General features: G+C 57.5%; 23 protein-coding genes. 4 read left to right on the top strand and 19 right to left on the bottom strand.

What is annotated here, in order from left to right:
* Nucleotides 1–83 precede the first annotated feature (83 nt).
* Complete coding sequence (locus CPPEL_RS04770; RefSeq protein WP_123960064.1) at nt 84–602, top strand: hypothetical protein; 519 nt, start codon at nt 84–86, stop codon at nt 600–602.
* A 15-nt stretch (nt 603–617) separates the two neighbouring features.
* On the opposite strand, the gene dapF is transcribed toward CPPEL_RS04770, so the two are convergent.
* Genes dapF through CPPEL_RS04755 form a run of 3 tightly spaced genes read right to left on the bottom strand, consistent with a single transcriptional unit; the run spans nt 618 to nt 3,120 of the window.
* The gene (gene dapF, locus CPPEL_RS04765; protein ID WP_123960063.1) at nt 618–1,499 is read right to left on the bottom strand and encodes a diaminopimelate epimerase; all 882 of its coding nucleotides are present in this window, start codon (nt 1,497–1,499) and stop codon (nt 618–620) included.
* Entirely contained in the window at nt 1,496–2,437 is a 942-nt protein-coding gene (gene miaA / locus CPPEL_RS04760; RefSeq protein ID WP_123960062.1) for a tRNA (adenosine(37)-N6)-dimethylallyltransferase MiaA, read from the bottom strand. The genes dapF and miaA overlap by 4 nt, the downstream gene beginning before the upstream one ends.
* 5 nt (nt 2,438–2,442) lie before the next feature.
* Nucleotides 2,443–3,120 carry a hypothetical protein gene (locus tag CPPEL_RS04755; protein WP_123960061.1) on the bottom strand — a complete coding sequence of 226 codons (678 nt, stop codon included), beginning with the start codon at nt 3,118–3,120 and terminating at the stop codon, nt 2,443–2,445.
* A gap of 171 nt (nt 3,121–3,291) precedes the next feature.
* Here CPPEL_RS04755 and CPPEL_RS04750 point away from each other — a divergent pair, with 171 nt between their 5' ends.
* Nucleotides 3,292–4,644, top strand: coding sequence for a DUF349 domain-containing protein (locus tag CPPEL_RS04750; protein ID WP_123960060.1), 1,353 nt, complete (start codon nt 3,292–3,294; stop codon nt 4,642–4,644).
* Between the two features lie 19 nt (nt 4,645–4,663).
* The gene (locus CPPEL_RS04745; protein ID WP_123960059.1) at nt 4,664–5,737 is read left to right on the top strand and encodes a hypothetical protein; all 1,074 of its coding nucleotides are present in this window, start codon (nt 4,664–4,666) and stop codon (nt 5,735–5,737) included.
* Here the strand turns inward: CPPEL_RS04745 and CPPEL_RS04740 are convergent.
* The 8 genes from CPPEL_RS04740 to pgsA form a co-directional block, all read right to left on the bottom strand.
* Nucleotides 5,734–6,360 (bottom strand): Rv2732c family membrane protein, encoded by a 627-nt coding sequence (locus tag CPPEL_RS04740; RefSeq protein ID WP_123960058.1) that lies wholly within the window; start codon nt 6,358–6,360, stop codon nt 5,734–5,736. The genes CPPEL_RS04745 and CPPEL_RS04740 overlap by 4 nt on opposite strands.
* 63 nt (nt 6,361–6,423) lie before the next feature.
* Nucleotides 6,424–7,965, bottom strand: a complete 1,542-nt coding sequence (gene miaB / locus CPPEL_RS04735; RefSeq protein ID WP_281270516.1) for a tRNA (N6-isopentenyl adenosine(37)-C2)-methylthiotransferase MiaB — start codon at nt 7,963–7,965, stop codon at nt 6,424–6,426.
* 44 nt (nt 7,966–8,009) lie between these two features.
* Nucleotides 8,010–8,603, bottom strand: a complete 594-nt coding sequence (locus CPPEL_RS04730; RefSeq protein ID WP_123960057.1) for a regulatory protein RecX — start codon at nt 8,601–8,603, stop codon at nt 8,010–8,012.
* Nucleotides 8,604–8,608: 5 nt separating this feature from the next.
* On the bottom strand, nt 8,609–9,718 hold the full coding sequence (recA, locus tag CPPEL_RS04725; RefSeq protein WP_123960056.1) for a recombinase RecA: 1,110 nt from the start codon (nt 9,716–9,718) through the stop codon (nt 8,609–8,611).
* 390 nt (nt 9,719–10,108) lie between these two features.
* Nucleotides 10,109–10,966 carry a PspA/IM30 family protein gene (locus tag CPPEL_RS04720; protein WP_123960055.1) on the bottom strand — a complete coding sequence of 286 codons (858 nt, stop codon included), beginning with the start codon at nt 10,964–10,966 and terminating at the stop codon, nt 10,109–10,111.
* A gap of 128 nt (nt 10,967–11,094) precedes the next feature.
* Complete coding sequence (locus tag CPPEL_RS04715; protein ID WP_123960054.1) at nt 11,095–11,412, bottom strand: helix-turn-helix domain-containing protein; 318 nt, start codon at nt 11,410–11,412, stop codon at nt 11,095–11,097.
* Nucleotides 11,413–11,420: 8 nt separating this feature from the next.
* A complete protein-coding gene (locus tag CPPEL_RS04710) occupies nt 11,421–11,948 on the bottom strand; it encodes a CinA family protein (protein ID WP_123960053.1) in 528 nt (175 codons plus the stop codon).
* Nucleotides 11,945–12,529, bottom strand: coding sequence for a CDP-diacylglycerol--glycerol-3-phosphate 3-phosphatidyltransferase (pgsA, locus tag CPPEL_RS04705; RefSeq protein WP_123960052.1), 585 nt, complete (start codon nt 12,527–12,529; stop codon nt 11,945–11,947). Before pgsA ends, CPPEL_RS04710 begins: the two co-directional genes overlap by 4 nt.
* 65 nt (nt 12,530–12,594) lie before the next feature.
* Here pgsA and CPPEL_RS04700 point away from each other — a divergent pair, with 65 nt between their 5' ends.
* A complete protein-coding gene (locus CPPEL_RS04700) occupies nt 12,595–12,903 on the top strand; it encodes a YciI family protein (RefSeq protein WP_123960051.1) in 309 nt (102 codons plus the stop codon).
* Nucleotides 12,904–13,021: 118 nt separating this feature from the next.
* Here CPPEL_RS04700 and CPPEL_RS04695 read toward each other — a convergent pair whose 3' ends face one another.
* From CPPEL_RS04695 to CPPEL_RS04660, 8 genes are all read right to left on the bottom strand, one after another.
* A complete protein-coding gene (locus tag CPPEL_RS04695; protein WP_123960050.1) occupies nt 13,022–14,038 on the bottom strand; it encodes a TerC family protein in 1,017 nt (338 codons plus the stop codon).
* Between the two features lie 216 nt (nt 14,039–14,254).
* Nucleotides 14,255–17,362: an FtsK/SpoIIIE family DNA translocase gene (locus tag CPPEL_RS04690; protein WP_123960049.1), complete on the bottom strand. Its 3,108-nt coding sequence runs from the start codon at nt 17,360–17,362 to the stop codon at nt 14,255–14,257.
* 75 nt (nt 17,363–17,437) lie between these two features.
* Nucleotides 17,438–18,061 (bottom strand): TIGR03085 family metal-binding protein, encoded by a 624-nt coding sequence (locus tag CPPEL_RS04685; RefSeq protein WP_123960048.1) that lies wholly within the window; start codon nt 18,059–18,061, stop codon nt 17,438–17,440.
* Nucleotides 18,062–18,252: 191 nt separating this feature from the next.
* Nucleotides 18,253–20,337, bottom strand: a complete 2,085-nt coding sequence (locus tag CPPEL_RS04680) for a ribonuclease J (RefSeq protein WP_123960047.1) — start codon at nt 20,335–20,337, stop codon at nt 18,253–18,255.
* Between the two features lie 2 nt (nt 20,338–20,339).
* On the bottom strand, nt 20,340–21,245 hold the full coding sequence (gene dapA, locus CPPEL_RS04675; RefSeq protein ID WP_123960046.1) for a 4-hydroxy-tetrahydrodipicolinate synthase: 906 nt from the start codon (nt 21,243–21,245) through the stop codon (nt 20,340–20,342).
* Between the two features lie 104 nt (nt 21,246–21,349).
* Nucleotides 21,350–22,105 (bottom strand): FAD-dependent thymidylate synthase, encoded by a 756-nt coding sequence (gene thyX, locus CPPEL_RS04670; protein WP_123960045.1) that lies wholly within the window; start codon nt 22,103–22,105, stop codon nt 21,350–21,352.
* Nucleotides 22,105–22,848: a 4-hydroxy-tetrahydrodipicolinate reductase gene (dapB, locus tag CPPEL_RS04665; RefSeq protein ID WP_123960044.1), complete on the bottom strand. Its 744-nt coding sequence runs from the start codon at nt 22,846–22,848 to the stop codon at nt 22,105–22,107. The genes thyX and dapB overlap by 1 nt, the downstream gene beginning before the upstream one ends.
* Nucleotides 22,849–22,978: 130 nt before the next feature.
* Nucleotides 22,979–25,231 (bottom strand): polyribonucleotide nucleotidyltransferase, encoded by a 2,253-nt coding sequence (locus tag CPPEL_RS04660; protein WP_123960043.1) that lies wholly within the window; start codon nt 25,229–25,231, stop codon nt 22,979–22,981.
* Between the last annotated feature and the right edge of the window lie 186 nt (nt 25,232–25,417).

Below are 25,417 nucleotides of genomic sequence, written 5' to 3'. Positions count from 1 at the left end.
ACACACCTACTGCCGGAACAATTCCGGCAGTCGTGCCGTTTAACCCGATATGCAACAATCCACCATCTCTCGCATTGCACACCATGCCTGATCGTTATCTTCCCGAAGAACCCAAGCAGCCCCGCTGGCTGCTCTGGGCACTTCTGCCTATCTGTGTGGGCCTGATCGTGGTGCTTAAAACCCAAGGCGTGTTGCTTGCTGCGATTTTGGTGGGCGTGAGTATTGCTGGATTGAAGTTCCGACCGGACTCCCAGGAAATCAAGTCGGTGCGAGCCTCCCTCGCATTGTCTTTAGAAGATATCCAGCGCGTGATCTCCGAATACGAACGCTTCGGGCAAAGCGAAGACGCAGAGGAGGTGGCCGATCGCACCCTCTTGCGCCCTGCCCTTGCAGATGAATCCAGAACGGTGCCTGAAATCAAGCAATTCCACGAGACGCGTAAAACTGCCGAACGCTTCTGCGCCCGCGTCCAGGCCCGGCTCGAGGGCAATGTCTCTGTGGCACACCTGGAGCGTTTGCTGGTAGCCACCGACCGCCGGGCGGCAGAGCTCCAGCACTCCTGGAACCAGGCGCGCCACACGGCGAGAAAACTCTCGCCCTAGCGCTTTTAGCTCCCGCTAAAGGGTGGCGGTGTGGATCGTGCCAGTTGCCACCAAGGCAGAAGGACCTCGAAGCACCGAGCGCTCTCCATCTAGGGTCACCTGCACTTCTCCCCCAGGTACCACCACAGTCACCTCGCCGTCTACTGCGCCTGCATCGGCAAGCGCACTGCGAGCAGCAGCAACGGTGCCGGTACCACAGCTTCTGGTCTCGCCTACGCCGCGTTCAAATACGCGCATGTGGGTACGGCCTTGTGCAAGGGGCGTCAAAATTTCCAGATTCACCCCATGGGGGAAGAATTCCGGATCGATCTGCGGTTGGCTCAACTCAATTTCGGCCAGCTTTTGTGCATCGAGGCCAGGGATCACGCAGGCCAGGTGAGGATTACCCACATCAACACCCAAGCCCGCAAAGTGCTGGGCACCTACGGTGCAGGTAGATAAACCAGTGACTTCTGCCTGCCCCATCTCCACAGAGACATCGGCGCTGGTGTCGTTATATTCGTGCACCACCACCGGCTTTGCCCCAGCCCGGGTGCCAACCACAAATTCCCGGTCTTGCTCATAGCCCTGCAGCGCCACCCAGTGCGCAAACACTCGCGTGCCATTGCCGCACATCTCGGCGGTGGAGCCATCGGCGTTGTAGTAATCCATGAACATCGTGGATGCTTCAATGCCTTCTTCTAAGTGCTCGAGCACACCGGCGCGAAGCAGTGCACCGGCGCGGGCTACTCGAAGCAGCCCGTCGGCGCCGATACCTGCGCGGCGATCGCACAGGGCGGCCACCGTGGCTGGGTCTAAAGGCAATTGCGCGTCGATGTCATCGAGGATGATGAAGTCATTTTCCGTGCCGTGGCCTTTGGCAAAAGGCAGGGTGTGAGGTAGCGATTCGTTCGTCATTGCAGTAATTCTAGTGCTTGTTCGAGTGTGTCGCCGCTGGCATCAATCCACTGCACGCGTGGATCTTTTCTAAACCAGGAACGCTGGCGTCGCACATACTTCCTCGTGCCGGTTACCGTGCGCTCTTGTACCTCAGACCAGGCAAGCTCGCCTGCTTTTGCGGCCAAGATCTGGGCATAGCCAATCGCGCGCCCCGCGGTGGAATCAGCCTTGAGCCCGGCTGCTAAAAGCTCATCTACTTCTTGGACAAAACCGCGTTCAAACATCATCGCGGTGCGCTGCTCAATGCGGGGGTTGAGCCACTGCGGCTCAGTGCTCAGCCCAACAAGCCTGGTGCCCCAGCGTGCCGGGGCATCCTTTGGTGGCTGGCTGGCCTGAAATGGCTTACCCGTTAGCTCGATTACTTCCAGCGCGCGAACCGTGCGGCGGGGATCTTGATCTTCAATGATGCTGGCGGCTTGGGGGTCAAGCTCTGCTAATTCTCGATGCAATTGGCTAATCCCCACCTGCTGCAAACGAGCCTCGTATTTGGCTCTAACAGCGGGATCGGTGGGTGGGAAACGCCAATCGTCGATAAGCGATTGCACATACAGCATTGAGCCACCGACGAGAATAGGCACCTTGCCGCGGCTTTGGATGGCCTCTACATCTGCAATGGCATCGTGTTGATAACGCGCCACCGAGGCCTGCTCACTGATCTTCCACACATCGAGCTGGTGGTGGGCAATACCTTCGCGTTCCTCGGGCATGAGTTTGGCGGTACCGATATCCATGCCCTGATATAGCTGCATGGAATCCACGTTGACGATCTCTCCGCCAAGATGCTGAGCCAAGGCGATGCCGAGTGCTGATTTACCCGAGGCAGTAGGCCCAATGACTGCGATCGGGGTGAGGTGATCTTGAGCTTCACCTTGCTCTTGATGGCGCTGTTGCTGCACGGTTGCTATTTGGCCTTTCTTTCTCGACTCCACCAGGCTACACAGCGACCTACGCCAAGACTGTGCTCGCGATACACCAGGGTGCGCTTGAAATCAGCAGCACCGGGGCTTGACGCACAGCGATACAGCTCCAACCACATATCTGGCTCGAACACGCCACCTTTGGCCAGCGCATCCGCGCTTTTTGCATCAGGCAACTCAGCACCGAGGAGGTCCTCACACCAACGTTGGGTTGCTGCTGCACCGTCGAGCTGTGCCAGTGGCGCCTTGGGGTGAAGCCCAGCAGAGCCATCGGCTACCACCACGGTTAATACACCGGGGCCTAAGGCTATGGCATCGGCAAATTCAATGGGACCTAGGGGGAAGTCGTTGCGAAGCGATGCCTGCTCCAGCAACCAGATGGCAAGAAGATCGCCAAGGTAGTGGCCTTTGGCTACCACAACATCCGGTGCGCCCCAGGCGCGGAAACTTCCCTCATGAGCGGTGTACCACTGTGGATTGCGAGGCGATACCACCACAATGCGTGAAGGATGCCGCGCCAAAGCGCCACGAAGTGCCTCTAGTGTTGCCTGCACCAGCGCATGTGAGGGCGCGTGGTTGGGGGCAAGGGCAGGAATTTGGGCGGGGCTACCCGAAACCACCACTACCTCACCGCCGGATGCAGCACTTTCAGAATTGATCACGCAAACCATCCTAAGCAGTGAACATGAATGTGCGCGAGCAGGTAAATTGAGTATGGGATCCAGTGCACGTCCAGTGCTACTGGAGCGCTGGTGTACATACCTGCGTGTAGGTAGGTGCACCATTGGCAGCCGCGCCGCGTGGCACGTTCATACGCAACAGGAAGCAGGATCATGACAACGTCCAACACACCCAAACCAGGTCCGCGCCCGGGTGCGCACCCAGGCCCGAAGCCAGGACCTGTGCCCGGTCAGCACGCAAAGAGCCACCACACGCCCACCCCTGGTGTGTTTGCTCATTCACACGGAGATGATCCACTTCGTTTTGGGCGTGTGGATGATCAAGGCAATGTGTTCTTGCGCCGTGGTGATAACGAGCGCCAAATCGCCTCCTGGCAGGCAGGCACCCCAGAAGAGGGGCTGCGCCACTATGCGCAGCGCTATGAGGATCTCGCCACCGAGATCGTGCTGCTTGAAACGCGCCTCCAAACCCACCCCGGGGATGCGGCGCACACCAAGCAGCTTGCCCAGGAGCTTCGAGATGGCTTAGATGACGCAGCCGTGATCGGCGATATCGACGCCCTCGATGCAAGGCTTGCCTCCATCATTGACCACGCCGATGATGCCGGCGAACAGGCAAAGGTGGAAAAGGCGAAACGTCGAGAAGCTGCCATTGCCAAAAAGGAAGCACTCGCTAAAGAAGCCGAGGACATTGCCGAGCATTCCACTGAATGGAAGGCCGCCGGCGATCGCATCCGCGCGATTCTGGAGGAATGGAAGGGCATCCGCGGCATCGATCGCAAGACCGATGATCAGTTGTGGAAGCGCTATTCGCGTGCACGCGATGCCTTTAATCGTCGCCGTGGCACCCACTTTGCAGAGCTCGACCGTGGCCGCGCCGCCGCGAAGCGCACCAAGGAGGCTCTAGTTGAGCAGGCCGAGGCAATCAAGGATTCCACCGATTGGAATGAAACTGCCCGCGCCTTCCGTGATCTCATGGATCAGTGGCGCAAGGCTGGCCGCGCACCGCGCGAGGTAGACGATAAGCTGTGGGCTTCCTTCAAGGCCGCGCAGGATACCTTCTTCAGCGCCCGCAATGCCGTGCAGGCTGAGCGCGACCGCGAGTTTGAAGATAACGCCAAGGCCAAAGACGAGCTGCTGGAGATCTACGGCCCGCAGATCAACCCAGCCCTTGATTTGGAAGGCGCAAAGGAGAAGCTTCGCGAGCTGCAAGAAAAGTGGGAATCCATCGGTTTTGTGCCGCGTGCTCGCATCCGAGAGTTCGAAGATAAGATCGCGAAGATCGAACGCGATGTCGCCGGTGCTGAAGATCAGCAGTGGCGTCGCACCGACCCTGAAGCCCAGGCTCGTGCAGCGCAGTTCCGCGCGAAGGTAGCCGAATTTGAGCAGCAAGCACAGCAGGCTGAGGCCAAGGGTAAAAATAAGAAGGCTGAGCAACTGCGCGAGCAAGCAAAGCAGTGGCAGGAGTGGGCCGATGCCGCCGAACAGGCAGTAGCCGACCGCTAATCCACTAGCATTGGGGGCTATGCCCACGCTCTTTCGCCTGATTGCACCGGAGCCACACACCGACGTAGGTGATGCGCTCCGGTCTTTCGTGTTTTCCGCCAATCTCTTAAGCCAAGATCTCAGCGGAGATACCGCGCTATCTACCACCGCCGAGGCCGTGGCTCAGACCTTGCGATGTTCACCGGAAACCGCCACCACCATCTATATGCTCAGCGAGGAAGATACTCAGCCTCAGCCAGCGGTTGATCCACCCGGTTTCGCCTTGGGTTTCGTGCAAATCTCCGAGCCCTTGCGCGCCGATACCAACACCTTGGACTTCCAGATCGTGCTCAATGCTGAATTGCAGCCGCTGCCTGAAGAACAACCAGATGCCGAAGCCCAGGCGATTATGCTCCAGCTTTTCGACGCCACCGTCGCCCATGCCAAACGCTCTGGCAGGAAGATCCTGCACACCTGGATTGCCGATGAACAACAGCACCGCACCATGGCGTGGCTGGCCGCAATGCTGCGCGACAAAGGCTTCGAGCCGAAGTTGCAGGAAACTCACGGCTGGATCGATGTTGCCGCAGTAGCACAACCGGCGCCCCTAGAAGCACCGCTGGAAGCTGTGTTCATTCACGATTTCCAATTCCCTGATGCACTCATACCGGGTGTGGCCCGCCTGTTAGAGGTTGCAGATCAGGATGTGCCCCATGGCGGTTTGAGCACCGAACCCGCCCCGTGGAACCCGGAGCGGATTCACAGCGTTGCTCAAGTGCTTCGCGATCGCGGCAATCAATCCCTTGGGGTGGTGTTGCTCGATGCACAGAAGGTAATTGGCTATAGCGAGGTGGTTCGCTACAGCACTGGTGAGGCCAGCGTTGCGTGGCAGGGTGTCACCGTGCTGGATGAGCAAGCCCGCGGCAAGGGTTTGGGCTTAAAGCTTAAGACTTTGCTCTTTGCAGGTGTGCGTGAGCACCTATCGGAGGTGCGCAGGGTGTGCAGCGAAATCGCTATTGATAATCACCGCATGTTCAAGATTAACCAGCACCTCGGGTTTGAGCCCCAAACCACCTGGACCGCGCTTGAGGGGCGCGTGGATTATCAGGCTTAGTCCTCAGCGCTTCGTTGATGCTTCTCGGCGGCACGCTTGCGGCGGTCGTCGATAAGCAAGGGATTCGACTCAGCCGGATCAACGCCCCTAGAACGCATGGATTCTTGCTGCGCAAGCCCCACAGAATCAAGCTCATTGTGCTCTGCACGCATGGCGGCGGCAGTGCGCTGCTCTTCGCTCCTGGCAAAGATCACACAGCTCATTGCGTAAATCAGCACGATAATGGCCACTACCTCAAGCATGAGCCCAATACCGATGCCGGTGGAACCGTCGATCTCCTTGCTTTGTAAACGCATCCACAGCGCAAACAACGAGAACAATAAGGCGATGCCACCAATGAGGTACTGGATATTCGCCACCGCGGTTCGGCGGGTGATCAGCACGATGGCGTTGAGCACCACCGCAGCAGTGGTGCCAAAGAGCACGAAGATCGTCTCTGCAATGCGAACATCGCCTTGTTCAGCGCGCTGATTTTGCAGCAACACATCTAGGCCTCGAACATCACCTGAGTGCGAAAGCAACAGGCCAAGGACAAAGGCAATCAGCGATGCAAGCATGAACCAGCGGTAGTGCCGCAAATCAATCTTTTTTGCCGCTTGTTTTTCCGCTGCTGCGTAATCCATGCTTTCCTACCTTTTCTTCGTGCACATTGCGATGTGATGAGCCCGGCTGATCGGCTAGAAAACCTAGCAGCCACACCCCTGAGACTTTAGCGCTTTCGACGCACCGATTTTTGGCATGCCAAGACCAACGCCCACCGGGGCCGTGGTCGGCACCTTGCCGGCAGCACTCATATCGCCTGCCTTGGTGCGACGGTGGTGCAACACTCCCCCATCGGCGATAAGGAAGTGCGGCTTCGCCTCGGTGATCTCAACCTTGACAACATCGCCGGGGCGCACCTCAGTATCGATGGCGCCAACAGGGCTAAAGTGCACAAGGCGGCCATCGCGCGCACGACCACTGACACGGTGGGTGCGGTTATTCTTCCTGCCACCATCGGCTTGAACGAGCAGCTCGACTTCGCTACCAACGAGCTTCTGGTTTTCTTCCAAACTGATGCGCTCTTGCAAAGCAATGAGGCGCTCATAGCGTTCTTGCACCACTTCTTTGGGAATCTGCTGCTCATACTCGGCGGCAGGCGTACCTGGGCGCGGCGAGTACTGGAAGGTAAACGCGGAGCTGAATCGTGCGCGTTCTACAACATCGAGGGTGGCCTGGAAATCTTCTTCGGTTTCACCAGGGAAGCCGACAATGATGTCGGTAGTGATGGCTGCATGAGGCAGCTTGGCGCGAACCTCATCGAGAATGCCCAAGAACTTCTTGGAGCGGTACGAACGGCGCATCTCTTTGAGCACCTTGTCTGATCCCGACTGCAAAGGCATGTGCAAATTGGGGCAAACATTCGGCGTTTCTGCCATCGCATCGATGACATCCGAGGTGAACTCAGCCGGGTGCGGGCTTGTAAAGCGCACCCGCTCTAGGCCTTCGATCTCACCACAGGCACGCAGGAGTTTCGAAAATGCCGAGCGATCGCGCTCCATATCCGGATCCACGAAGTTCACACCATAGGCATTGACGTTTTGGCCAAGCAGCGTCACCTCGGACACGCCCTGATCCACCAAGGCCTGCACCTCGGCGAGGATATCGCCTGGGCGGCGATCTACCTCTTTGCCCCTGAGCGAAGGCACGATGCAGAAGGTACAGGTGTTGTTACAGCCCACCGATACCGAAACCCAGCCGGCATAGGCCGATTCTCGTTTAGCCGGCAGGGTGGATGGGAATTGTTCGAGGGCATCGACAATTTCTACCTGGGCTTTACGGTTGTGGCGTGCACGCTCTAAAAGCACCGGCAGCGACCCAATGTTGTGGGTGCCAAAAACGACGTCTACCCAGGGAGCCTTTTCGACGACGGTGTTTTTGTCTTTTTGCGCAAGGCAACCGCCAACGGCAATCTGCATTCCCGGGTGCTCTTCTTTGGCAGCGCGCAGATGCCCGAGGGTGCCGTATAGGCGCATATCAGCGTTCTCGCGCACCGCGCAGGTGTTGAGCACCACCAGGTCGGCGGCCTGCTCGCCCTGGGATTGCACATAGCCAGCATCTTCTAGAAGACCCGAAAGGCGTTCGGAATCGTGAACATTCATTTGGCAGCCGAAGGTGCGCACTTCATAGGTGCGTGGCTGTGCTTGTTCGGAGGATGGGGCTAGAGAAATGCTATTGGGCTGTGACACGAGTGGCCATTGTAGTCAGCTTGGCTAAGAAGCCCTAAACGACACTAGGCCTGCTCTCGTAGCTGCTCAATTCGTTGTTCCAGGCTTTGTTTGGCAATGCCAAAAGCCGCGGATTCTTGGAAGCCTCGACGCGCCAACACTCCTAGGATTCTGCGTAGGTTCTTGTCGTATTCCGCCCTGGATGTTGGGATGGATTTGATGCTTCGCGCCTTCTTTTGGGCAAGGCGCCACGCGAGTGCATCTTCGCTTTCCTGATCAATTTGATCCAGTGCTTCGTGGCGCAGATGCTCGGGCACGCCTTTGGTGATGAGTTCGCGGTTGAGCACCGTGCGGGATTTTCCGCGGCGTTCATGCCGCTGGCGCACCCATTCCTTGGCAAAGGTGGCGTCATCGAGGAGCTTGCTTTTGGTGAGATCATCTAAGACCTCATCTACTAGCGCTGCATCGAATTCGAGCGCAAGCAGGCGTTGCTGAAGCTCGTGGCGCGAGCGTGCCCGCTGGTCAAGCAGAAGCAGCGCCCGGTGGCGAACTTTTGCTTTGTGCTCCTCACGGGGGACGTCGAAAAGCTCGCTGCCGTTTCGCTCATAGTCTTCGAATGCGGCCTGTACGGTGGCCATCCGCTCCTCGAACGTAGCCATCGACCTTAGGCTTCGTCCTCATCGTCGAAGTCGACGTTGGGAACCATATCGATCGGCTCATCGCTTAAATCATCCTGTTGGTTGGCGAACTCACCAATGCCAAGCTTTTTTAAGATCTTCGTCTCGATCTCGTTGGCCAAGGCCTGGTTTTCCTTCAGGTTCAGGCGCACCTTCTCTTTGCCTTGACCAAGCTGATCGCCCTCGTAGGTAAACCAGGAGCCGGACTTCTTCACAATGCCGTTATCGACAGCCATGTCGATGATCGACGATTCCCTGGAAATGCCTTCGCCGTACATGATGTCGAATTCGGCGATCTTAAAGGGAGGCGAAACCTTGTTCTTTACTACCTTCAGGCGGGTGCGGTTACCGATGGCGTCTTGGCCGTCTTTGAGCGTTTGGATACGGCGCACATCGCAGCGAACCGAGGCGTAGAACTTCAGGGCTTTACCGCCGGTGGTGGTCTCTGGGGAACCGAACATCACGCCGATCTTTTCGCGCAACTGGTTAATGAAGATCGCGGTGGTGCCGGAGTTGTAGAGCGCGCCCGTCATTTTGCGTAGCGCCTGGCTCATCAAACGAGCCTGCAGGCCAACGTGGCTATCGCCCATCTCGCCTTCGATTTCGGCCTTTGGTGTAAGGGCCGCTACCGAGTCGATCACGATAATGTCGATGGCACCTGAACGGACCAACATATCGGCAATTTCAAGGGCCTGTTCACCGGTATCGGGCTGCGATACTAACAGCGCATCGGTATCGACGCCGAGCTTCCTGGCGTATTCGGGATCCAGCGCGTGCTCAGCATCGATAAAGGCAGCGATGCCACCATCGCGCTGCGCAGACGCAATGGCGTGTAGCGCAACGGTGGTTTTACCCGAGGATTCCGGCCCGTAGACCTCGACGATCCTGCCGCGGGGAAAACCTCCAATGCCCAGTGCCACGTCGATCGCGGTATTGCCGGAGGAGATCGCCTTGATGGGCGGACGGTTATCGTCGCCAAGGCGCATCACAGCACCTTTACCAAAGTCCTTCTCAATCATGGCGAGTGCCGAATCGAGTGCCTTTTGGCGGCTATTTGCGTCGTTTGCCTTGGCCTTGGTGGTCTTTTTCGCTGCCATCGTTATGCTCCTTGAAGCTGTGTGTTTTGTAACGTTAAAAGATTGATCGTGACGTTGCTGTGGATCCGAAGGCGCAGTGTGCACTACGGCCTACATAAGAGTTAGACGTAGTTTCTACGCTTGGCGTTCCCCCTTGAGAAGAATTCCTTGCGTTTAGCATCATGGCTAGCACTCGGCGCTCCTTCTAAGGTGTCAATGAGGACTGTATCCAACAACCCATGATTGCTTAGCTTCTCTCAGCCACACTTTAGCAACTGTGTTCGAAGTTGGGAAATTCAACACACCGAATGTTCGAGATTTCCCCCAAAAAGACGAAAGCGCCCCGAAGCGATCCAAGCATTCTTCTAACAGAATCCCTGAACCCTCAACGGGGCGCCGTTGCCACAGGCTTTAGGCCTCGCCGCGCAATTCACGCATCTTACGAGCCACGGCATCATCAGCGGCCTGCACGTTGGGCTGCTCAGCCTTATTGTCTTGTGCAGACTGTGCCTGGTGCTCAATGGCCTGCTGCTGTGGTGCGCTTTCTAGCGATCCGCTCATTTCTGCTCGAATCTGCTCCAGGCGGGAATGCCCCGCCATCTGCACGCTGGCCTGCTCAACTTCGGCCATGCGCCCCTGCACAGAGTTCTGCGCAAGCTCTGCGCTACCGAGAGCGTTGGCATAACGACGCTCGATCTTCTCGCGCACCTGATCCAGGTTCGGGGTATCGCGATTGCCGATGGAATTCATCGACTGCATGGACTCGGCGACTTTCTCTTGCATCTTGGCCTGCTCAAGCTGGCTGAGAAGCTTCGAACGCTCGGCGATCTTTTGCTGCAGCACCATGGAGTTTCGCTCCACGGCCTTCTTGGCGGATTCTGCCTGCTGCAGCGCCTGGTCGTGCAACTGCTTGGTATCTTCTACCGACTGCTCGGCAGTAACAAGCTGCGCAGCAAATGCCTCAGCGGCGTTTTCATACTCCACGGCCTTTTGCTGATCGCCCTTCGCACGGGCTTGATCAGCCAGCTGCAGCGCTTGGCGGGTATTAGCCTGAAGCTTTTCAATCTCACCAAGACGACGGTTGAGCTGCATTTCTAGCTGACGCTGATTGCCAATGACTGCAGCCGCCTGCTGGGAGAGCTCCTGGTGCTGGCGCTGAGCATCTTCAATAGCCTGCTGTATTTGCACCTTTGGATCTGCGTTTTCCTCGATCTTGTTATCGAATAACGCCATCAGGTACTTCCAGCCTTTGCTAAAAGGATTCGCCATTGAGCTCATCAAGCCTTTCTACGCCGAAGCCATAGGCTTCGAACATCGTTGTGCGGAGATTTTTCTTGCACCATTCTACCGGCAGGCCTTGCTTTTACATGGCCTGCAAAATTAATAGTGCGGTTGGTTTAAACGTGGGCCAAGTCTGCATCGCGCAGCGCCATCGTGCCCGCTGCCTCGATCAGTACATCGGGAACGGTGGTGCCAAGAGCGCTACATACCGAAGCCAGCAATTCGCTTGAGACTTCCTTGCGGCCACGTTCTAGCTCGGAGAGGTATCCGGGAGACACTCTGGAAGCTTCTGCCAGCTCTCGTAGCGTGATGCCCTTATCGGCACGGAAAGAGCGCAGCGCTGCTCCAAGAGCCTCACGCAACAGCGGTTGTGGCACTGCCTTGCGCGCGGGAGTTGCCACCGGCTTATCAAGTACTGCGGTGTATTTCATCATCACTTCCTCTAACGCGCGTGCTCTAAGATTTGTTCCCCAACAACATCAATCGCCCAATCAATGGCCAAATCCACGCTCTGCGCCCGGATCTCATTGCGATCACCTTCCAAGCCGGATACACCACCAAGTTTGAGTGAGCTGGCTGCCTGAGGCCCGGCAATCCCACACCATACCGTGCCAACCGCGTGGCCGTCCTGGGTGGCAGGGCCAGCGACTCCGGTTAGCGCGATGCCATAGTCCGACTCGCAGCGCACACGCGCACCGTGCGCCATGGCCTCTGCTACTTCAGCAGACACCACGGTGTGATCCCTAATAAGACTTGGATCCACCTTAGCCAGGGAGATTTTGAGGTCCGTGGCATAGGTAATAAGCCCGCCGCGCAGCACCGAGCTTGCCCCAGGTACTTGAGCCAAACTCGCAGCGAGTAAACCAGCACTGAGTGATTCACACGTTGCGATGGTGCGGCCGCGAGCCTGAGCCAAGCGGATCAGCACCGCCGCTTGGCGGGCAATGGATTCTTGAAAAGGATCGCTCATTGAAGGTTTCGCTTCGGCTTTTTGGCCTGCTGAGAATCCACCAAATACTGCACACCGGTAAACACCGTGACTGCCACTGCAGCGAGCATGACCAAAAAGACCGGGATATCAAGCCAGCTTGGCAGCGGGATCAAGTACAGCGACACCGCGAGGGCCTGCAACGTGGTTTTAATTTTGCCGCCCTTCGAGGCGGGAACCACGTGGCCTGCGCGAAGTTGGAACATTCTCCAAACAGTGATGCCGAGCTCGCGGGCTAAGATCACCACGGTTACCCACCACGGCAGGGCGCCTGTGATGTTGAGGCACAGCAGGGCTGCCGCCATTAGGGCTTTATCTGCGATGGGATCCGCGATCTTGCCAAAATCGGTGACGATGCCGCGCGCTCGGGCGATATCGCCATCGAGCTTGTCGGTGATCATCAGCAAGGCGAACACGATGAATGACCACCACATCCACCCGGTGTGGAGGTTATCGCCTTTTAGCACCAGCCAGGCAAACAACGGAATGGCAATAATCCTCACACTGGTGAGGACGTTCGGCAGATTCCAATTGGATTGTTGCTTCACGCTTTGCGCGGCCATCGGACCCCTTTCTTCCTAAGAAGTACCCTACCCGGATTGCTCTGGTTCGCATTACGATGGCACCCATGAACGTCTTTGCTATCGAATACACCTACAGCCCCGACAGTGAGGCGATTACGCAGATTCGCCCGCGTCACCGCGAGTTTTTGCGTGAATTGCTCGAAAGCGGCAACCTGATCGGCTCTGGCCCTTATACCGATGGCGATGGTGGTGCACTGATCGTGATCCGCCTGCCTGAGGGCTCGTCTATCAGCGACGCCGAGCAGTTGATGGACAAAGACCCCTTCTTCCTCGAAGGCGCACTCGAAGCACGCACATTCCACACCTGGAACCCGGTGCTCAATGTGTTCAAAGAACCTCACGCCGAGGCCTAACACCGCCGTATTCCAACCCTTGCTACTTCCGGCATTGGGGTGACTTGCCAGAAAAAACCAAAGCCCACCAGTGCTTCAATATCAGCACTGGTGGGCCTGGTCTAAACAGCGCGGGCTTTTAGCTCCTTGGGCGCACACCGCCCATATTTTCATCACGCTTGGACTTAATCAGTGAGGCAATCGCCGTGACGGCGAGCACGCCCACAATCACAAACAGTGACGTGACGGTTGAGACCTCTGGGACGTGGAGCGGCTCACCGTTGTTGATAAATGGCAGGGTGTTTTCGTGCAGGGCGTGCAGCAGCAGCTTCACGCCGATGAAGGCGAGGATCACGCCAAGACCATAGGAGAGGTACACCAGGCGATCCAGCAGACCGTCGAGCAAGAAGTACATCTGGCGCAGGCCCATCAGGGCGAAAGCATTCGCGGTGAACACGATGTATGGATCTTTGGTTAAGCCGAAGATCGCGGGGATCGAGTCGAAGGCGAACATCAGATCAATAAAGCCCACAGACACAAGGGCAAGCATCAAAGGAGTTACCACTCGCTTGCCATTTTCTTTGCTAAAGAGCTTGTCGCCGTGGAATTCATCAGACACGGGGATGATCTTGCGGGTGAGCTTGACCATCAACATGTCGTTGACTTCGGTTTCTTCCTCGTCGCGCACCTCATCCACGATGAGTTTGATTGCGGTGTAGAGCAAGAAGATACCGAAGAGGTAGAACACCCAAGACCATGCGGCGATCGCAGCGGCGCCGATGCCGATGAAGATGCCGCGGAAGATCAATGCCAGTGCGATACCGATGAGCAGCACTTTTTGCTGGTATTCGCGAGGAATTTTGAAGCTGGAAATGATCAGCGCGAAGATGAAGAGGTTGTCAATGCTCAACGAGAGTTCGGTGATATAACCTGCGAAGAACTCCACGCCCTTGGAATGATCTCCAGAGCTACCTCCGCCGAAGTACCACAAGAATCCGCCGAATAGGCAGGCGAGGATGACATAGAACGCCATCCAGCCGCCGGCTTCTTTCATGGTGGGCTCGTGCGGCTTGCGCACATGTGAAACAAAGTCGAAGGTGATAAAACCGAGCAGCACGACTGCGGTAATCACCCAAGTAATGGCGTGTACTTCCATTGAATCCTCCGGTTAAAAACTGTGCAATAAACCGGAGGTCTCCCCCACTTCGCTTGGGTTAAGCGAAGCCGACACGACCGGGGCCATACGCCCCGAGGGGGGTTTGGCAACCGTGTTGACGATCAATGCCGCGGGCGGGGTACTCCCCTCCAATTGTCGAGGGGCAAGTGTAACCCAACCCCGGCTTGGATGCACACCCGGCAACGCTTGGAAAAGCTAGAAGGCGTTGCCGGTAGGGTTGACCGTCGCTTGCACGGTGGTGGTGTCGTTATTGGATTGATCGCTTTCTTTGGGCGCCTCGGCTGGATCTGCGCCCTTGATCATCCAGATGATGGTGTCGAGCTCTTCGGGCTTGACCAACACCTCGCGGGCCTTGGAGCCTTCAGAAGGACCAACTACGCCGCGAGTTTCCATCAGATCCATCAAGCGGCCTGCCTTGGCAAAACCGATACGCAGTTTGCGCTGCAGCATGGATGTAGAACCAAGCTGGGAGGTGACCACGAGCTCAACCGCCTGGAGCAGATCTTCGAGGTCATTGCCGATATCTGCGTCGATATCCTTTTTGGCCTCTGCTGCCTTATCTTCGGTCACGCCCTCGGTGTAATCGGGTTCGCCTTGTTCCTTGGCTGCGGCGACAACTTCATAGACCTCTTCATCGCTTACAAAAGCACCCTGGAGGCGTTGCGGCCTTCCACCCTGGGGAATGAACAGGCCATCGCCCATGCCGATGAGCTTTTCCGCACCGGCCTGGTCGAGGATCACGCGAGAGTCGGTCAGCGAGGAAGTAGCAAAGGCGAGACGTGAAGGAACGTTCGTCTTGATCAAACCGGTAACCACATCCACCGATGGGCGCTGCGTTGCCAGCACGAGGTGAATACCTGCCGCGCGAGCTTTTTGGGTGATGCGCACGATGGAGTCTTCGATCTCCTTCGGTGCGGTCATCATCAAATCTGCCAGCTCGTCTACCACGCACACGATATAGGGGTAGGGCTTGTACTCGCGTTCCGACCCCATGGGGGTTTCGATCTGACCGGCTTTGACCTTCTTGTTGAAGTCCTTGATGTGGCGCACCCGAGCAGACTTCATATCCATGTAGCGCTGCTCCATCTCCTCTACCAACCACTGCAAAGCAGCCGAGGCCTTCTTTGGCTGGGTGATAATCGGAGTGATCAGGTGCGGAATACCCTCGTAGGGGGTCAGCTCCACCATCTTCGGATCCACCAGGATCAGGCGAACATCCTCAGGGGTGGCTCGGGTCAGAAGCGACACGAGCAGTGAGTTAACAAAGGCTGACTTACCGGAGCCAGTAGAGCCGGCCACCAGAAGGTGAGGCATCTTCTGAATCGAGTGGGTGACAAAGGATCCTTCAATGTCTTTACCCAAGCCAATGAGCATTGGGTCATCATCACCTACGGTCGCAGGTGCGTTGAGCACATCGCCCAGGCGCACGATTTCGCGATCTGCGTTTGGCACCTCAATGCCCACGGCCGATTTGCCAGGAATTGGCGTAAGCAAGCGCACGTTGTCTGTGGCAACTGCATAGGCGAGGTTGGATTGCAGGTTGGTGATTTTAGAAACCTTCACACCTGGGCCAAGTTCGATCTCGTAGCGCGTGACTGTTGGCCCGCGGGAAAAGCCCGTGACGTGTGCATCGACCTTGAATTCTTCAAAGACGGCGCTGATCGCCTCGATGATGCGGTCATTGGCAGCAGAATGCGTCTTGGCTGCAGCACCTGGAACCAAAAGGCCGGTGCTTGGAAGCTGATACTGCTTGCTATCTGCGCCCGCTGCTGGCTGTGCTGTCTGCTTCGGCTCATGAGCGCTGCTGCGAGATGCAGCGGCGTCTTCTACTCGCTTCCTTCCGGCAGCTACCACATCGCGGGCGGCTTCTGCCGCGGCGACTTTGCTACGGGATGCTGCTTGGGCAGCAGCACCGGCAGCACCGGCTCCAACGGCCGCAGCACTTGCTCCTGCGGCCGCAGCCGAACCCATGGCAGAGGCGGCATCGCGCGCAGGCGTGGCCGCATTGCGTGGACGCGGGGTTACTCGGGTTGGCTCCACCGCGGGCATGGATTCCGTATCGGCATCGCGAGGAGGTCGTGACGTGGAAGAAGCACCGAAGAGGGTCTGCTGCTTTGGTTCCTCGTCGAGCGGGTATGCCTCCATCGGGCTCATCCGCTGCTGTTGCTCGGGGCGCGAGGCATTGCGCGGCTGCACACGCTCGCTGGCGCCGCGGTAATCGGGGCGATCTAGCACCTCGGTGGGCTCTACTACCTCGGTGCGAGGCTCATAGGATGTTTGAGTCCTGCGATAGGACGGAAGTGAAAAGTCGTCTTCATCCTGGTCGAGCCCGTCGAGCTCCTCGACAGTTTCATAGGAATCTTCGTAGAAGTCATCGTCTTCGGCAAAGCGGGCCTCTCGGGCATCTTTGCGCTCGGCGATGAAGTCGCGGATGGCGTCGACAAGCTCTCGAACAGTGATATCCGAGGCCTTCAGGGCACCGAAGAACAGAATAATGACAAGCAATGGCACCGCGATTACGCTGCTAAAACCTGCTGCCAGAGGCCCGCCAACGATGGCGCCGAGCGCGCCGCCGGCCTCCATGCGCTGCGACCATTGGCTGGGGTTGCCGGCAAATACGTGCACAAGGCCCAGCATGGATATAACGATCAAGGCGGTGCCGATGGCGATGCGGGTGCGGCCCTGAGCATCGGGGCGGTGCCCAAGCATCAAGGCGATGGCCAAGGCAAGCAGACCGAGTGGCAACACTAAGGCGCCTGCGCCGATTGCAAGGTGGACGAGTCGCGCGATCGCTTCGCCGATAGGACCTGCGATATTGAGCCACACGGAGGTGCCGAGCACCACGGCGAACGCGATGAGGGCAAGGCCGATAGCATCGGCGCGCTGCTGGTCCATCTGTTGCGGGGCTGCATCTTCACCCTCGTTGGCTACAGCGCTTGTCTGCTGGGTTCCTCGGGTTGTTTGTGCGGGGTTGAATTGATCCTCTTCTGAAGACGCTTCTTCGTCCTGGCTTCGAGCAAAGGGCTTTGCTACCCCTCTGGTGAGCTTGCCCATGCCACGGGCGGTGGCACCGAACACGGATGCAATGCCGTGGCCTACGGGCTTGAAGGCTGAACCGGTGCGTTCGCCGGAAGAATCTGCGGCGCGCTGGGATGCGGCCACCATGGAGGTCGTGGGGGTATTGCCGCGTTGGCGGTTGCTCGTCGATTTCCTGCCTGGACCTTTTGAGGCAGCCGTAGACGAGCCGCTGCGTTTCTTGCGACTCGATCCTGGCGATGGCGACGTGGAGCTCCTGACAGTCATGCCCTCCACTCTAGACGGTCAAATCACAACAATCACATTTGCAACACCGAGCGCAGCAATAACTTTTTGACAAGCCTAGATGCTTGACCTCTTGATTGCCTCTTCGGGTCCGTGGATCTCTACCTCTGCAATATCGCGCCCAAAGACCCACAAGAGCAGCTCGCCAAGGGCACCGCGCACGTGCACCACCTGATCGCCCTGCTCACTCACACCGCGTTCATCCTTAGCTACAACCCTGGCCATCCCTTCTGGCTCAAGCACCACCGGGGCGGTTGAGGCTTTTAAGAAGCGCGGCGCGGTCATCTTCAACGCGCGGTGAAGCTGCTCGGCATCGTCACCAACGAAGCTACGCGGCTGCTCGCCATTGGCACGGCGCACATCCTCGTGGTGGATGAAGTGCTCTGCAGCATTCATCAACGCATCCACATAGCGAATCGGATTGAGCTTTCCAGGGCCACGTTCCCAGTCGGCCACAAGCTCTTCGTAGTCGCGAGCCTTTTGCTTGTTCGTGGCCTCTTGGAGCTTCTCATCAAAACGATCAAAGAACATGCCCGCAGCCGCAAGTGGTTGGTGCTCACGGATATACAGATGGGCTGCCATATCGCGGCAATCCCAGCCTTCGCACAGCGTAGGCGCATCAGGGCCAAATTGACGCAGGGATTGAGCAAGGGCGTGGCGTTCTTGGGAAGCAAAACTCATAGTGCCGAAGTGTACTCCCATATAAGCAATACCCCATGAATCACAGCAGCAGGCTTTCCCACCAAGGCTGATTTGCCCAGCCCACTGCGCTAAAAATCGACGCTCATACACACCAAAAGCGCCTCCCAGAACCAGGAGACGCTTGAGGTATGAGACCTTCTAGCTAAAGGTAGGCAGCAAGCCTTGAAATGCTAGAGGCTTTCGCGCGATGCGTAGATTTCTTGATCATTGGCCTTTACATCGGTAGCCGTCATGGGGATCACCGTAGGCATGATCATCGGCTTACGACGCCACGTTTGCTCCACATAGCGCGATACGCGACGGCGAAGCTGACCCACCATGCGATAAGGATCATTTTCACCCTCGGCTGCCAGGTCATTCATGGTGTTAAAGGCAAGCTCGGAGATCTCGGGCATCATGGCCACGGCATCTTCGGAGAAGCCCTTGGCCTCTACCCTGGGCTGCTCTAAAAGCTGGCCAGTGCGGTTATCAATCACGGCAGTAATCGAGATCAGGCCGCCTTCGCCCAAGGAGGCACGCTCTTCGAGCACCTCGGCATCGATATCGCCCATGGTGACGCCATCGACGTAGAGGTGACCAACCGGGATCTGCCCAACAACGCGGGCACGGCCATCAACCAAGTCGACCACCACACCATTTTGTGCCAGCACCACGCGGTCACGCTCCACACCGGTGGAGATGGCCAGCTCCTTATTGGCGCGCAGGTGGCGCCACTCGCCGTGAACCGGCATGGCGTTGGTGGGACGAGCAGCGTTGTACAAGAAGAGCAGCTCGCCGGAGTAACCGTGGCCAGAGGTGTGCACCTTGGCATCCTTGCCAGTAATCACGGTGGCACCGATTTGGGCCAGCATGTTAATCACACCGAACACGGCTTCTTCATTGCCGGGCACCAGCGAGGAGCTCAAGATGATCAAGTCGCCGTCGCGAACCGTAATCTGACGGTGCTCACGTCGAGCCATACGCGAAAGCGCGGCCATCGGCTCACCCTGCGTACCAGTGGTGATCAGCATGACCTTATGCGGAGCCATCTTGGCTGCATCATCCATGGTCACGATGGTGCCGCGAGGGGCTTTGAGGTAGCCCATCTTTTCTGCAATTTCCATGTTGCGAATCATGGAACGGCCATTGAAGGCAACCTTGCGGCCCGCGGCCACGGCAGCGTCCACGGCTGCCTGAACGCGGTACACATTCGAGGCAAACGACGCGAGAATCACGCGCTGCTTGGCCTCAGCTACCAGGCGCTTGAGGGTAGGGGCGATCTCTGCCTCGGAACCAGAAACACCTGGTGTGGTGGCGTTGGTGGAATCGCACAGCAGGAGATCCACGCCTTCATCACCGAAGCGGGAAAGTGCAGGAAGATCCGTTGGGCGACCATCGGTGGGAGTCTGATCCAGCTTGATATCGCCGGTGTGTACCACCAGGCCAGCGCCGGTCTTAATAGCCACACCCAGGCAATCCGGGATGGAGTGGTTGACCGCCCAGAAACGGATATTGAATGGTCCATAATTCACATTGGACTGCTCATTGACCTCCACCAGCTTCGGACGCTGACGGTGCTCGCGGGTCTTCGCGGCGATCAAGGCCAAGGTGAATTTCGATGCGATGATCGGAATATCGTGGCGCAGTTTCAGCAGCCAAGGAATGGCACCAATGTGGTCTTCGTGGCCGTGGGTGACCACGAGGGCTTCAACGCGATCCAGGTGTTCTTCGATCGGTCCGAAGTCAGGCAGGATCAGATCCACGCCCGGCTCACCCGATGAGGGGAACAGTACGCCGCAGTCCACGATGAGCAGACGGTTGTTGTATTCGAACACCGTCATGTTGCGGCCGATTTCCGAGATACCGCCGAGTGCGTAGATACGCAGACCGTTCTTCGGTGCCTTCGGCGGCTGTGGCAGGCGTTCGCTGAGGTCGGCGCCCTGCATGGACTTCACCACATTGCGACGTCCACGGTTGTTATTGGAACCGTTATTGCCGCCGCCGTTGTTTTGGTTGCGGTTGTTGCGGTTGCCGCCATTTCCGCCGCTATTGCCGCCGTTGTTTCGCCCACGGCCTTTAGCGTTCTTGCCGTTACCGCGGCCTCGGCCGTTGTTCTTCTTTTCGGCCGATTGCTTCTTCTCGTTTTGGGCTTTGTTCTTGTCTTTTTGTTGCTCAGGTGCCGAATCTTGGGCGGGTGCTTTGAATACAGGCACCTCTGCCTCTGGCGATCCGGCCTTGCGGGTAACCCTACGAGAGCGGTTACGGGGTTCAGTCATATTTATAAAACTCCAGCTTGTTCCATATCACGGCGGAGAGCCTCGAGTTCTTCCTCGTTAGGAGCAACGATGGGCAAACGAGGATCTCCAACCTCAATACCCTGTAGCCGCAGCCCGGCCTTTGCCAGACTTACGCCACCCAATCGTCCCTGGGCTGCTACAAGATGTGCCAACTTGGCATTAATTTCACGAGCGCGGACCAAATCGCCTGCGCTAAACGATGTGTGAAGTGCTCGCAGCTCGGCGGGAGCAAGGTGCCCCACAACGGAAATGAAGCCCGTTGCACCAACGCTTAACCATGGGAGGTTCAAAGGATCGTCACCCGAATACCAGGCAAGCCCGGTCTGGTCGATCAGCGTGGTAGCCGCTGCGATGTCCCCTTTAGCATCCTTGACTGCGCGGACGTTTTCAAGTTCAGCGAGTCGGAGCAAGGTTTCGGTACTAATTGGAATGACCGAACGCGGGGGAATGTCATATAAGCAAATGGGAAGCTCAGTGGCCTCAGCCACGGCCTTGAAGTGTTGGTACACGCCCTCCTGGCTCGGCTTGGAGTAGTAGGGGGTAACAATAAGTAAGGAATCTGCACCCGCAGCTTCAAAATCGCGGGCGAGCTTCACTGAGGTGGCGGTGTTATTGGTGCCAGCTCCGCCAATGAGTTTGACCCCGGAGCCTACAACCTCACGCACAGCCTTGAGCAAGGCCAACTTCTCTTCGGTGGTGGTCGTGGGCGACTCACCTGTGGTGCCAGCAAGCACCAACGAATCCACACCGGCTTCTACCAGGTGGGAGGCAAGCCGCTGACCAGCATCAAGGTCAAGTGCGCCTTCAGAATCAAAGGGGGTGACCATTGCTACGGAAACGGTACCGAAGTGCTCGCTTCCGTTCTTTGCCGTCAATCCATTGCTCATGACCATTCAGAGTACCTTGTACTCCCCCGCCACCGCCGAAGACCTACCCAATAAGGTGCGAGTAATCCTCGCACCCTTTCGCACACACCCCGGCAATGGGTGGATTAGTCGGTGACGTAGGGGCTGGTGGCCATCCACGTGCCGTCGGCAAGCTTCGATACTTCGAAATCATCAAAGACCACCGGGGCCTGTTGCTTGAGCAAGCTCAAACACTCCAGGGCCAATTGGCGGATCTCTAAATCTGCGTGCTCGCTGGCTCGCATGCCAATGAAGTGGCGCCACGCGCGGAAATTGCCGCTGACCACCACGCGCGATTCGGTGGCATTGGGCAAAATGGCGCGCGCTGCTTGACGCGCCTGTTTTTTGCGCAATAGCGCATTGGGCTCATCACTCATGCGTTCTTCAAGGCCTTGGAGCAAATCCTCATACACAAAACGCACATCATCTACTGCATGAAGGAAGATCTGACGTAGCTCAGGGTCTTGGGCAATCAGGTCCGGGACCACCACTTCTGCTTCTTCGGTATGCACAAAGCGTTGAGAAAGCTGCGAGAAGGAGAAGTGACGGTGGCGCATGAGCTCGTGGGTTGCCGAGCGCGAAAGCCCGCGAATATACACCGTGGCCGTGGCGTGCTCGAACAAGGCCGTGTGGCCTACTTCGAGAATGTGCCGAAGGTAGGCGGCATTGGTGGCAGTTCGTGGGTTGGGCTTATGAAAGGTCTCATAGCAAGCACGCCCGGCAAATTCGATCAATGCCTCGGCGTCGGTGGCCTCAGCCGGCCGTTGCCATGCAATATCTGCTGGAGGATGAAAGCTCGAGCAGGCAATCAGCTCCACCGATAGTTCGGATTGTTTCGCCATTAGATATCGAGGTAGTGATCCAGGCCCACCGTGAGGCCATCGTGCTGCGCTACCTTACGCACGCCGATGAGCACACCTGGCACAAACGAGGTGCGGTCATAAGAATCCTGGCGGATCGTCAGCGATTGACCTTGGGTACCAAAGATCACTTCTTCGTGGGCCACCATGCCGCTCATGCGCACGGCGTGCACTGCTACCCCATCGACGTTGGCGCCACGAGCACCTTCAAGGCTTTGTTCGGTGGCATCAGGCTGAGCGCCCATTCCAGCTTGTCGACGAGCCTGCGCGATTCCTTCGGCGGTGTGGATGGCGGTGCCAGAGGGCGCATCGAGCTTATTGGGGTGGTGATACTCCACCACCTCTGCAGACTCGAAAAAGCGTGCAGCCTGGCGGGCAAAACTCATGGTCAGCACCGCAGAGATGGCAAAGTTGGGCGCAATAAGAACATTGGCCTTACCACCTTCGCACCATTGGCGAACCTGATCGAGCCTTTCACTATCAAAGCCGGTGGTGCCCACCACGCAGTGAATGCCGTTGCGGATACAAAACTCAAGGTTATCCATCACAGAACCGGGCGTGGTGAAATCGACGATCACCTCGGTGCCGCTATCTACCAGAGCCTGCAGATCATCTTCGCGGTCTAGGGCTGCCGAAAGCTCAAGGTCTTCTGCGGCCTCAACACCTTGGACTACTGCTTGTCCTACACGCCCTTGAGCGCCCAATACGCCCACCTTGATAGCCATAAGTTTTGCTCCTTATACGGTGTTTTTTAGTTCTCCTTGCAAGCTTCCACCGTAGCAGCAGCACGCACAAGGCTCAGAGAATACCAAAAGGCGCCACGAGGATACGTGGCGCCTTGTGTTTTTAGGCAAATTATTCGTTGACAGGTGCCAAGGAAATCTTGCCGCGGTTGTCGATGTCGAGGATCTCAACCTCGAGCTTATCGCCAACCTTGACTACGTCTTCGACGTTTTCAATGCGCTTGGAGCCACCCAGCTTGGAGATGTGCACCAGGCCGTCGCGGCCGGGAACCAGCGAGACGAAGGCACCAAAGGCAGTGGTCTTGACCACGGTGCCAAGGAAACGCTCGCCCACCTTCGGAAGCTGCGGGTTAGCGATCGAGTTGATCTTTTCAATCGCAGCCTCTGCAGCTTCGCCGGAAGCAGCAGACACATACACGGTGCCATCGTCTTCGATGGATACCTCTGCACCGGTGTCCTCGGTGATCTGGTTGATGTTCTTACCCTTCGGCCCGATCACCTCGCCGATCTTGGATACCGGCACCTTGATGGAGGTGATACGCGGTGCGTAATCGCTCATCTCATCGGGGGTGTCGATGACCTCAGCCATGGTGTCCAGAATGGTCAAGCGGGCCTCGCGGGCCTGCTCGAGGGCGTCGGCAAGCACCTTGGAGGGAATACCGTCGAGCTTGGTATCCAATTGCAGGGCGGTAATAAATTCCGAGGTACCTGCAACCTTGAAGTCCATATCGCCGAAGGCATCCTCAGCACCGAGGATATCGGTGAGCGCCACATAGCGATCCTTGCCATCAACTTCATCAGAGACCAGACCCATGGCGATACCCGCCACAGGAGCCTTCAACGGCACACCGGCGTTGAGCAGCGAAAGCGTGGAAGCACACACCGAGCCCATGGAGGTGGAGCCATTGGAACCGAGCGCCTCGGATACCTGGCGGATGGTGTAGGGGAAATCCTCACGGGAAGGAATCACTGGCAGCAGGGCGCGTTCAGCCAAAGCACCGTGGCCGATCTCGCGACGCTTCGGGGAGCCAACGCGGCCGGTCTCGCCGGTGGAGTACGGCGGGAAGTTGTAGTGGTGAATATAGCGCTTGGAGCTCACAGGAGTCAGCGAATCGATGTGCTGTTCCATCTTGAGCATATCCAGGGTGGTTACACCAAGAATCTGGGTTTCGCCACGCTCGAAGAGTGCCGAACCGTGGGCGCGAGGAATCAGCTCTACTTCCACAGAAAGGTCGCGAATAGCGGTCACGCTACGGCCGTCGATGCGGTAGTGATCAGTCAAGATCATGTGGCGCACGATCTTTTTCATCACAGCATTAAAGGCGGCGCGAATTTCCTTCGCCAGCGCTGCATCTTCTTCACCATCGAGCAGATCCTCTTCGATCTGCGCCATGTACTCGTTGGTAGCGTCGTCGCGCTCCTGCTTCGAGGCAATGGTCAAAAGCTTGCGAAGACGCTTCGAGGCTTTCTTCTCAACCTTCTCGTACACCTCTTCGGAGTACGCGGGGAACAGCGGGAATTCTTGAGTTTCCTTAGCGGCACGCTTTGCCAGGCCAGCCTGGGCCTTGCACAGCAGCTCAATAAAGGGCTTTGCGGCCTCAATACCTTCGGCCACAACCTTCTCGGTTGGGGCGGGCTTGCCTTCTTGGATCTTCTCGGCAACGCCCTCGGTAGCACCGGCTTCAACCATCATGATGGCTACATCGCTGCGCTTGCCGCGACCGCGGCTCTTTTCTACCAAGCGGCCAGCAACAACCAGCTCAAACAAGGCATCTTCATGCTGCTGGTGATCCGGGAATGCCACCCACTGGCCCTTGGGGTGATCCTCATCGGCGATCAGCGCAACGCGCACGCCGCCAACAGGACCAGACACAGGCAGGCCAGAGAGCTGCGTTGCAGCCGAAGCGCCGTTGATGGCCACGACGTCGTACATGTCCTTGGGATCAATGGACAAGACGGTGACAACAACCTGAACCTCGTTGCGCAGACCCTTGACAAAGGTGGGGCGCAAGGGGCGGTCGATCAGACGGCAAGCCAAAATGGCCTCAGTAGAGGGGCGGCCTTCACGGCGGAAGAAGGAGCCGGGGATCTTGCCGGCGGCATACATACGCTCTTCTACGTCAACAGTCAGCGGGAAGAAGTCGAAGCCTTCACGCGGCTGGTTCGATGCAGTGGTGGTGGCCAGCAGCATCGTGTCTTCATCAAGATAGGTGGTAACAGAGCCACCTGCTTGGCGGGCCAATTGGCCAGTTTCGAAGCGGATGGTACGAGTACCAAAATCACCATTATCAATGGTGACGGCTGCTTCAGTGATACCGAAATCGGGATCTTCAATGTATTCGATCAGGTCAGCCTGATTGCTCAAAATGCACGTCTCCTCAAAAAATATCGTGCGCAGCGGTCGTCGGTGCCGCTGGTCGTGCTCGTTGTTGCAAATGCTTCTTTCACATCTCGCAATTGTCACAGCCTAGCACGTCTAGCTCGAACAATGTGGTTTCTTCTCGCTCCTGGCAGCAATGCTTTGAAGCCGACCGGATCAACAAAGGCCCAA

Origin of the sequence: Corynebacterium pseudopelargi, from assembly GCF_003814005.1 — a bacterium.
In the GTDB taxonomy this organism is placed as follows: domain Bacteria; phylum Actinomycetota; class Actinomycetes; order Mycobacteriales; family Mycobacteriaceae; genus Corynebacterium; species Corynebacterium pseudopelargi.
This window is presented reverse-complemented; position numbering and strand designations above follow the sequence as displayed.

Bases quoted from the DNA above. Each gene is read 5' to 3' on its own strand.
- CPPEL_RS04770 (WP_123960064.1), top strand. From the start codon at position 84: ATGCCTGATCGTTATCTTCCCGAAGAACCCAAGCAGCCCCGCTGGCTG.
- dapF (WP_123960063.1), bottom strand. From the start codon at position 1,499: ATGACGAACGAATCGCTACCTCACACCCTGCCTTTTGCCAAAGGCCAC.
- CPPEL_RS04750 (WP_123960060.1), top strand. From the start codon at position 3,292: ATGACAACGTCCAACACACCCAAACCAGGTCCGCGCCCGGGTGCGCAC.
- CPPEL_RS04745 (WP_123960059.1), top strand. From the start codon at position 4,664: ATGCCCACGCTCTTTCGCCTGATTGCACCGGAGCCACACACCGACGTA.
- CPPEL_RS04740 (WP_123960058.1), bottom strand. From the start codon at position 6,360: ATGGATTACGCAGCAGCGGAAAAACAAGCGGCAAAAAAGATTGATTTG.
- CPPEL_RS04730 (WP_123960057.1), bottom strand. From the start codon at position 8,603: ATGGCTACGTTCGAGGAGCGGATGGCCACCGTACAGGCCGCATTCGAA.
- recA (WP_123960056.1), bottom strand. From the start codon at position 9,718: ATGGCAGCGAAAAAGACCACCAAGGCCAAGGCAAACGACGCAAATAGC.
- CPPEL_RS04720 (WP_123960055.1), bottom strand. From the start codon at position 10,966: ATGGCGAATCCTTTTAGCAAAGGCTGGAAGTACCTGATGGCGTTATTC.
- CPPEL_RS04715 (WP_123960054.1), bottom strand. From the start codon at position 11,412: ATGATGAAATACACCGCAGTACTTGATAAGCCGGTGGCAACTCCCGCG.
- CPPEL_RS04710 (WP_123960053.1), bottom strand. From the start codon at position 11,948: ATGAGCGATCCTTTTCAAGAATCCATTGCCCGCCAAGCGGCGGTGCTG.
- pgsA (WP_123960052.1), bottom strand. From the start codon at position 12,529: ATGGCCGCGCAAAGCGTGAAGCAACAATCCAATTGGAATCTGCCGAAC.
- CPPEL_RS04700 (WP_123960051.1), top strand. From the start codon at position 12,595: ATGAACGTCTTTGCTATCGAATACACCTACAGCCCCGACAGTGAGGCG.
- CPPEL_RS04695 (WP_123960050.1), bottom strand. From the start codon at position 14,038: ATGGAAGTACACGCCATTACTTGGGTGATTACCGCAGTCGTGCTGCTC.
- CPPEL_RS04690 (WP_123960049.1), bottom strand. From the start codon at position 17,362: ATGACTGTCAGGAGCTCCACGTCGCCATCGCCAGGATCGAGTCGCAAG.
- CPPEL_RS04685 (WP_123960048.1), bottom strand. From the start codon at position 18,061: ATGAGTTTTGCTTCCCAAGAACGCCACGCCCTTGCTCAATCCCTGCGT.
- CPPEL_RS04680 (WP_123960047.1), bottom strand. From the start codon at position 20,337: ATGACTGAACCCCGTAACCGCTCTCGTAGGGTTACCCGCAAGGCCGGA.
- dapA (WP_123960046.1), bottom strand. From the start codon at position 21,245: ATGAGCAATGGATTGACGGCAAAGAACGGAAGCGAGCACTTCGGTACC.
- thyX (WP_123960045.1), bottom strand. From the start codon at position 22,105: ATGGCGAAACAATCCGAACTATCGGTGGAGCTGATTGCCTGCTCGAGC.
- dapB (WP_123960044.1), bottom strand. From the start codon at position 22,848: ATGGCTATCAAGGTGGGCGTATTGGGCGCTCAAGGGCGTGTAGGACAA.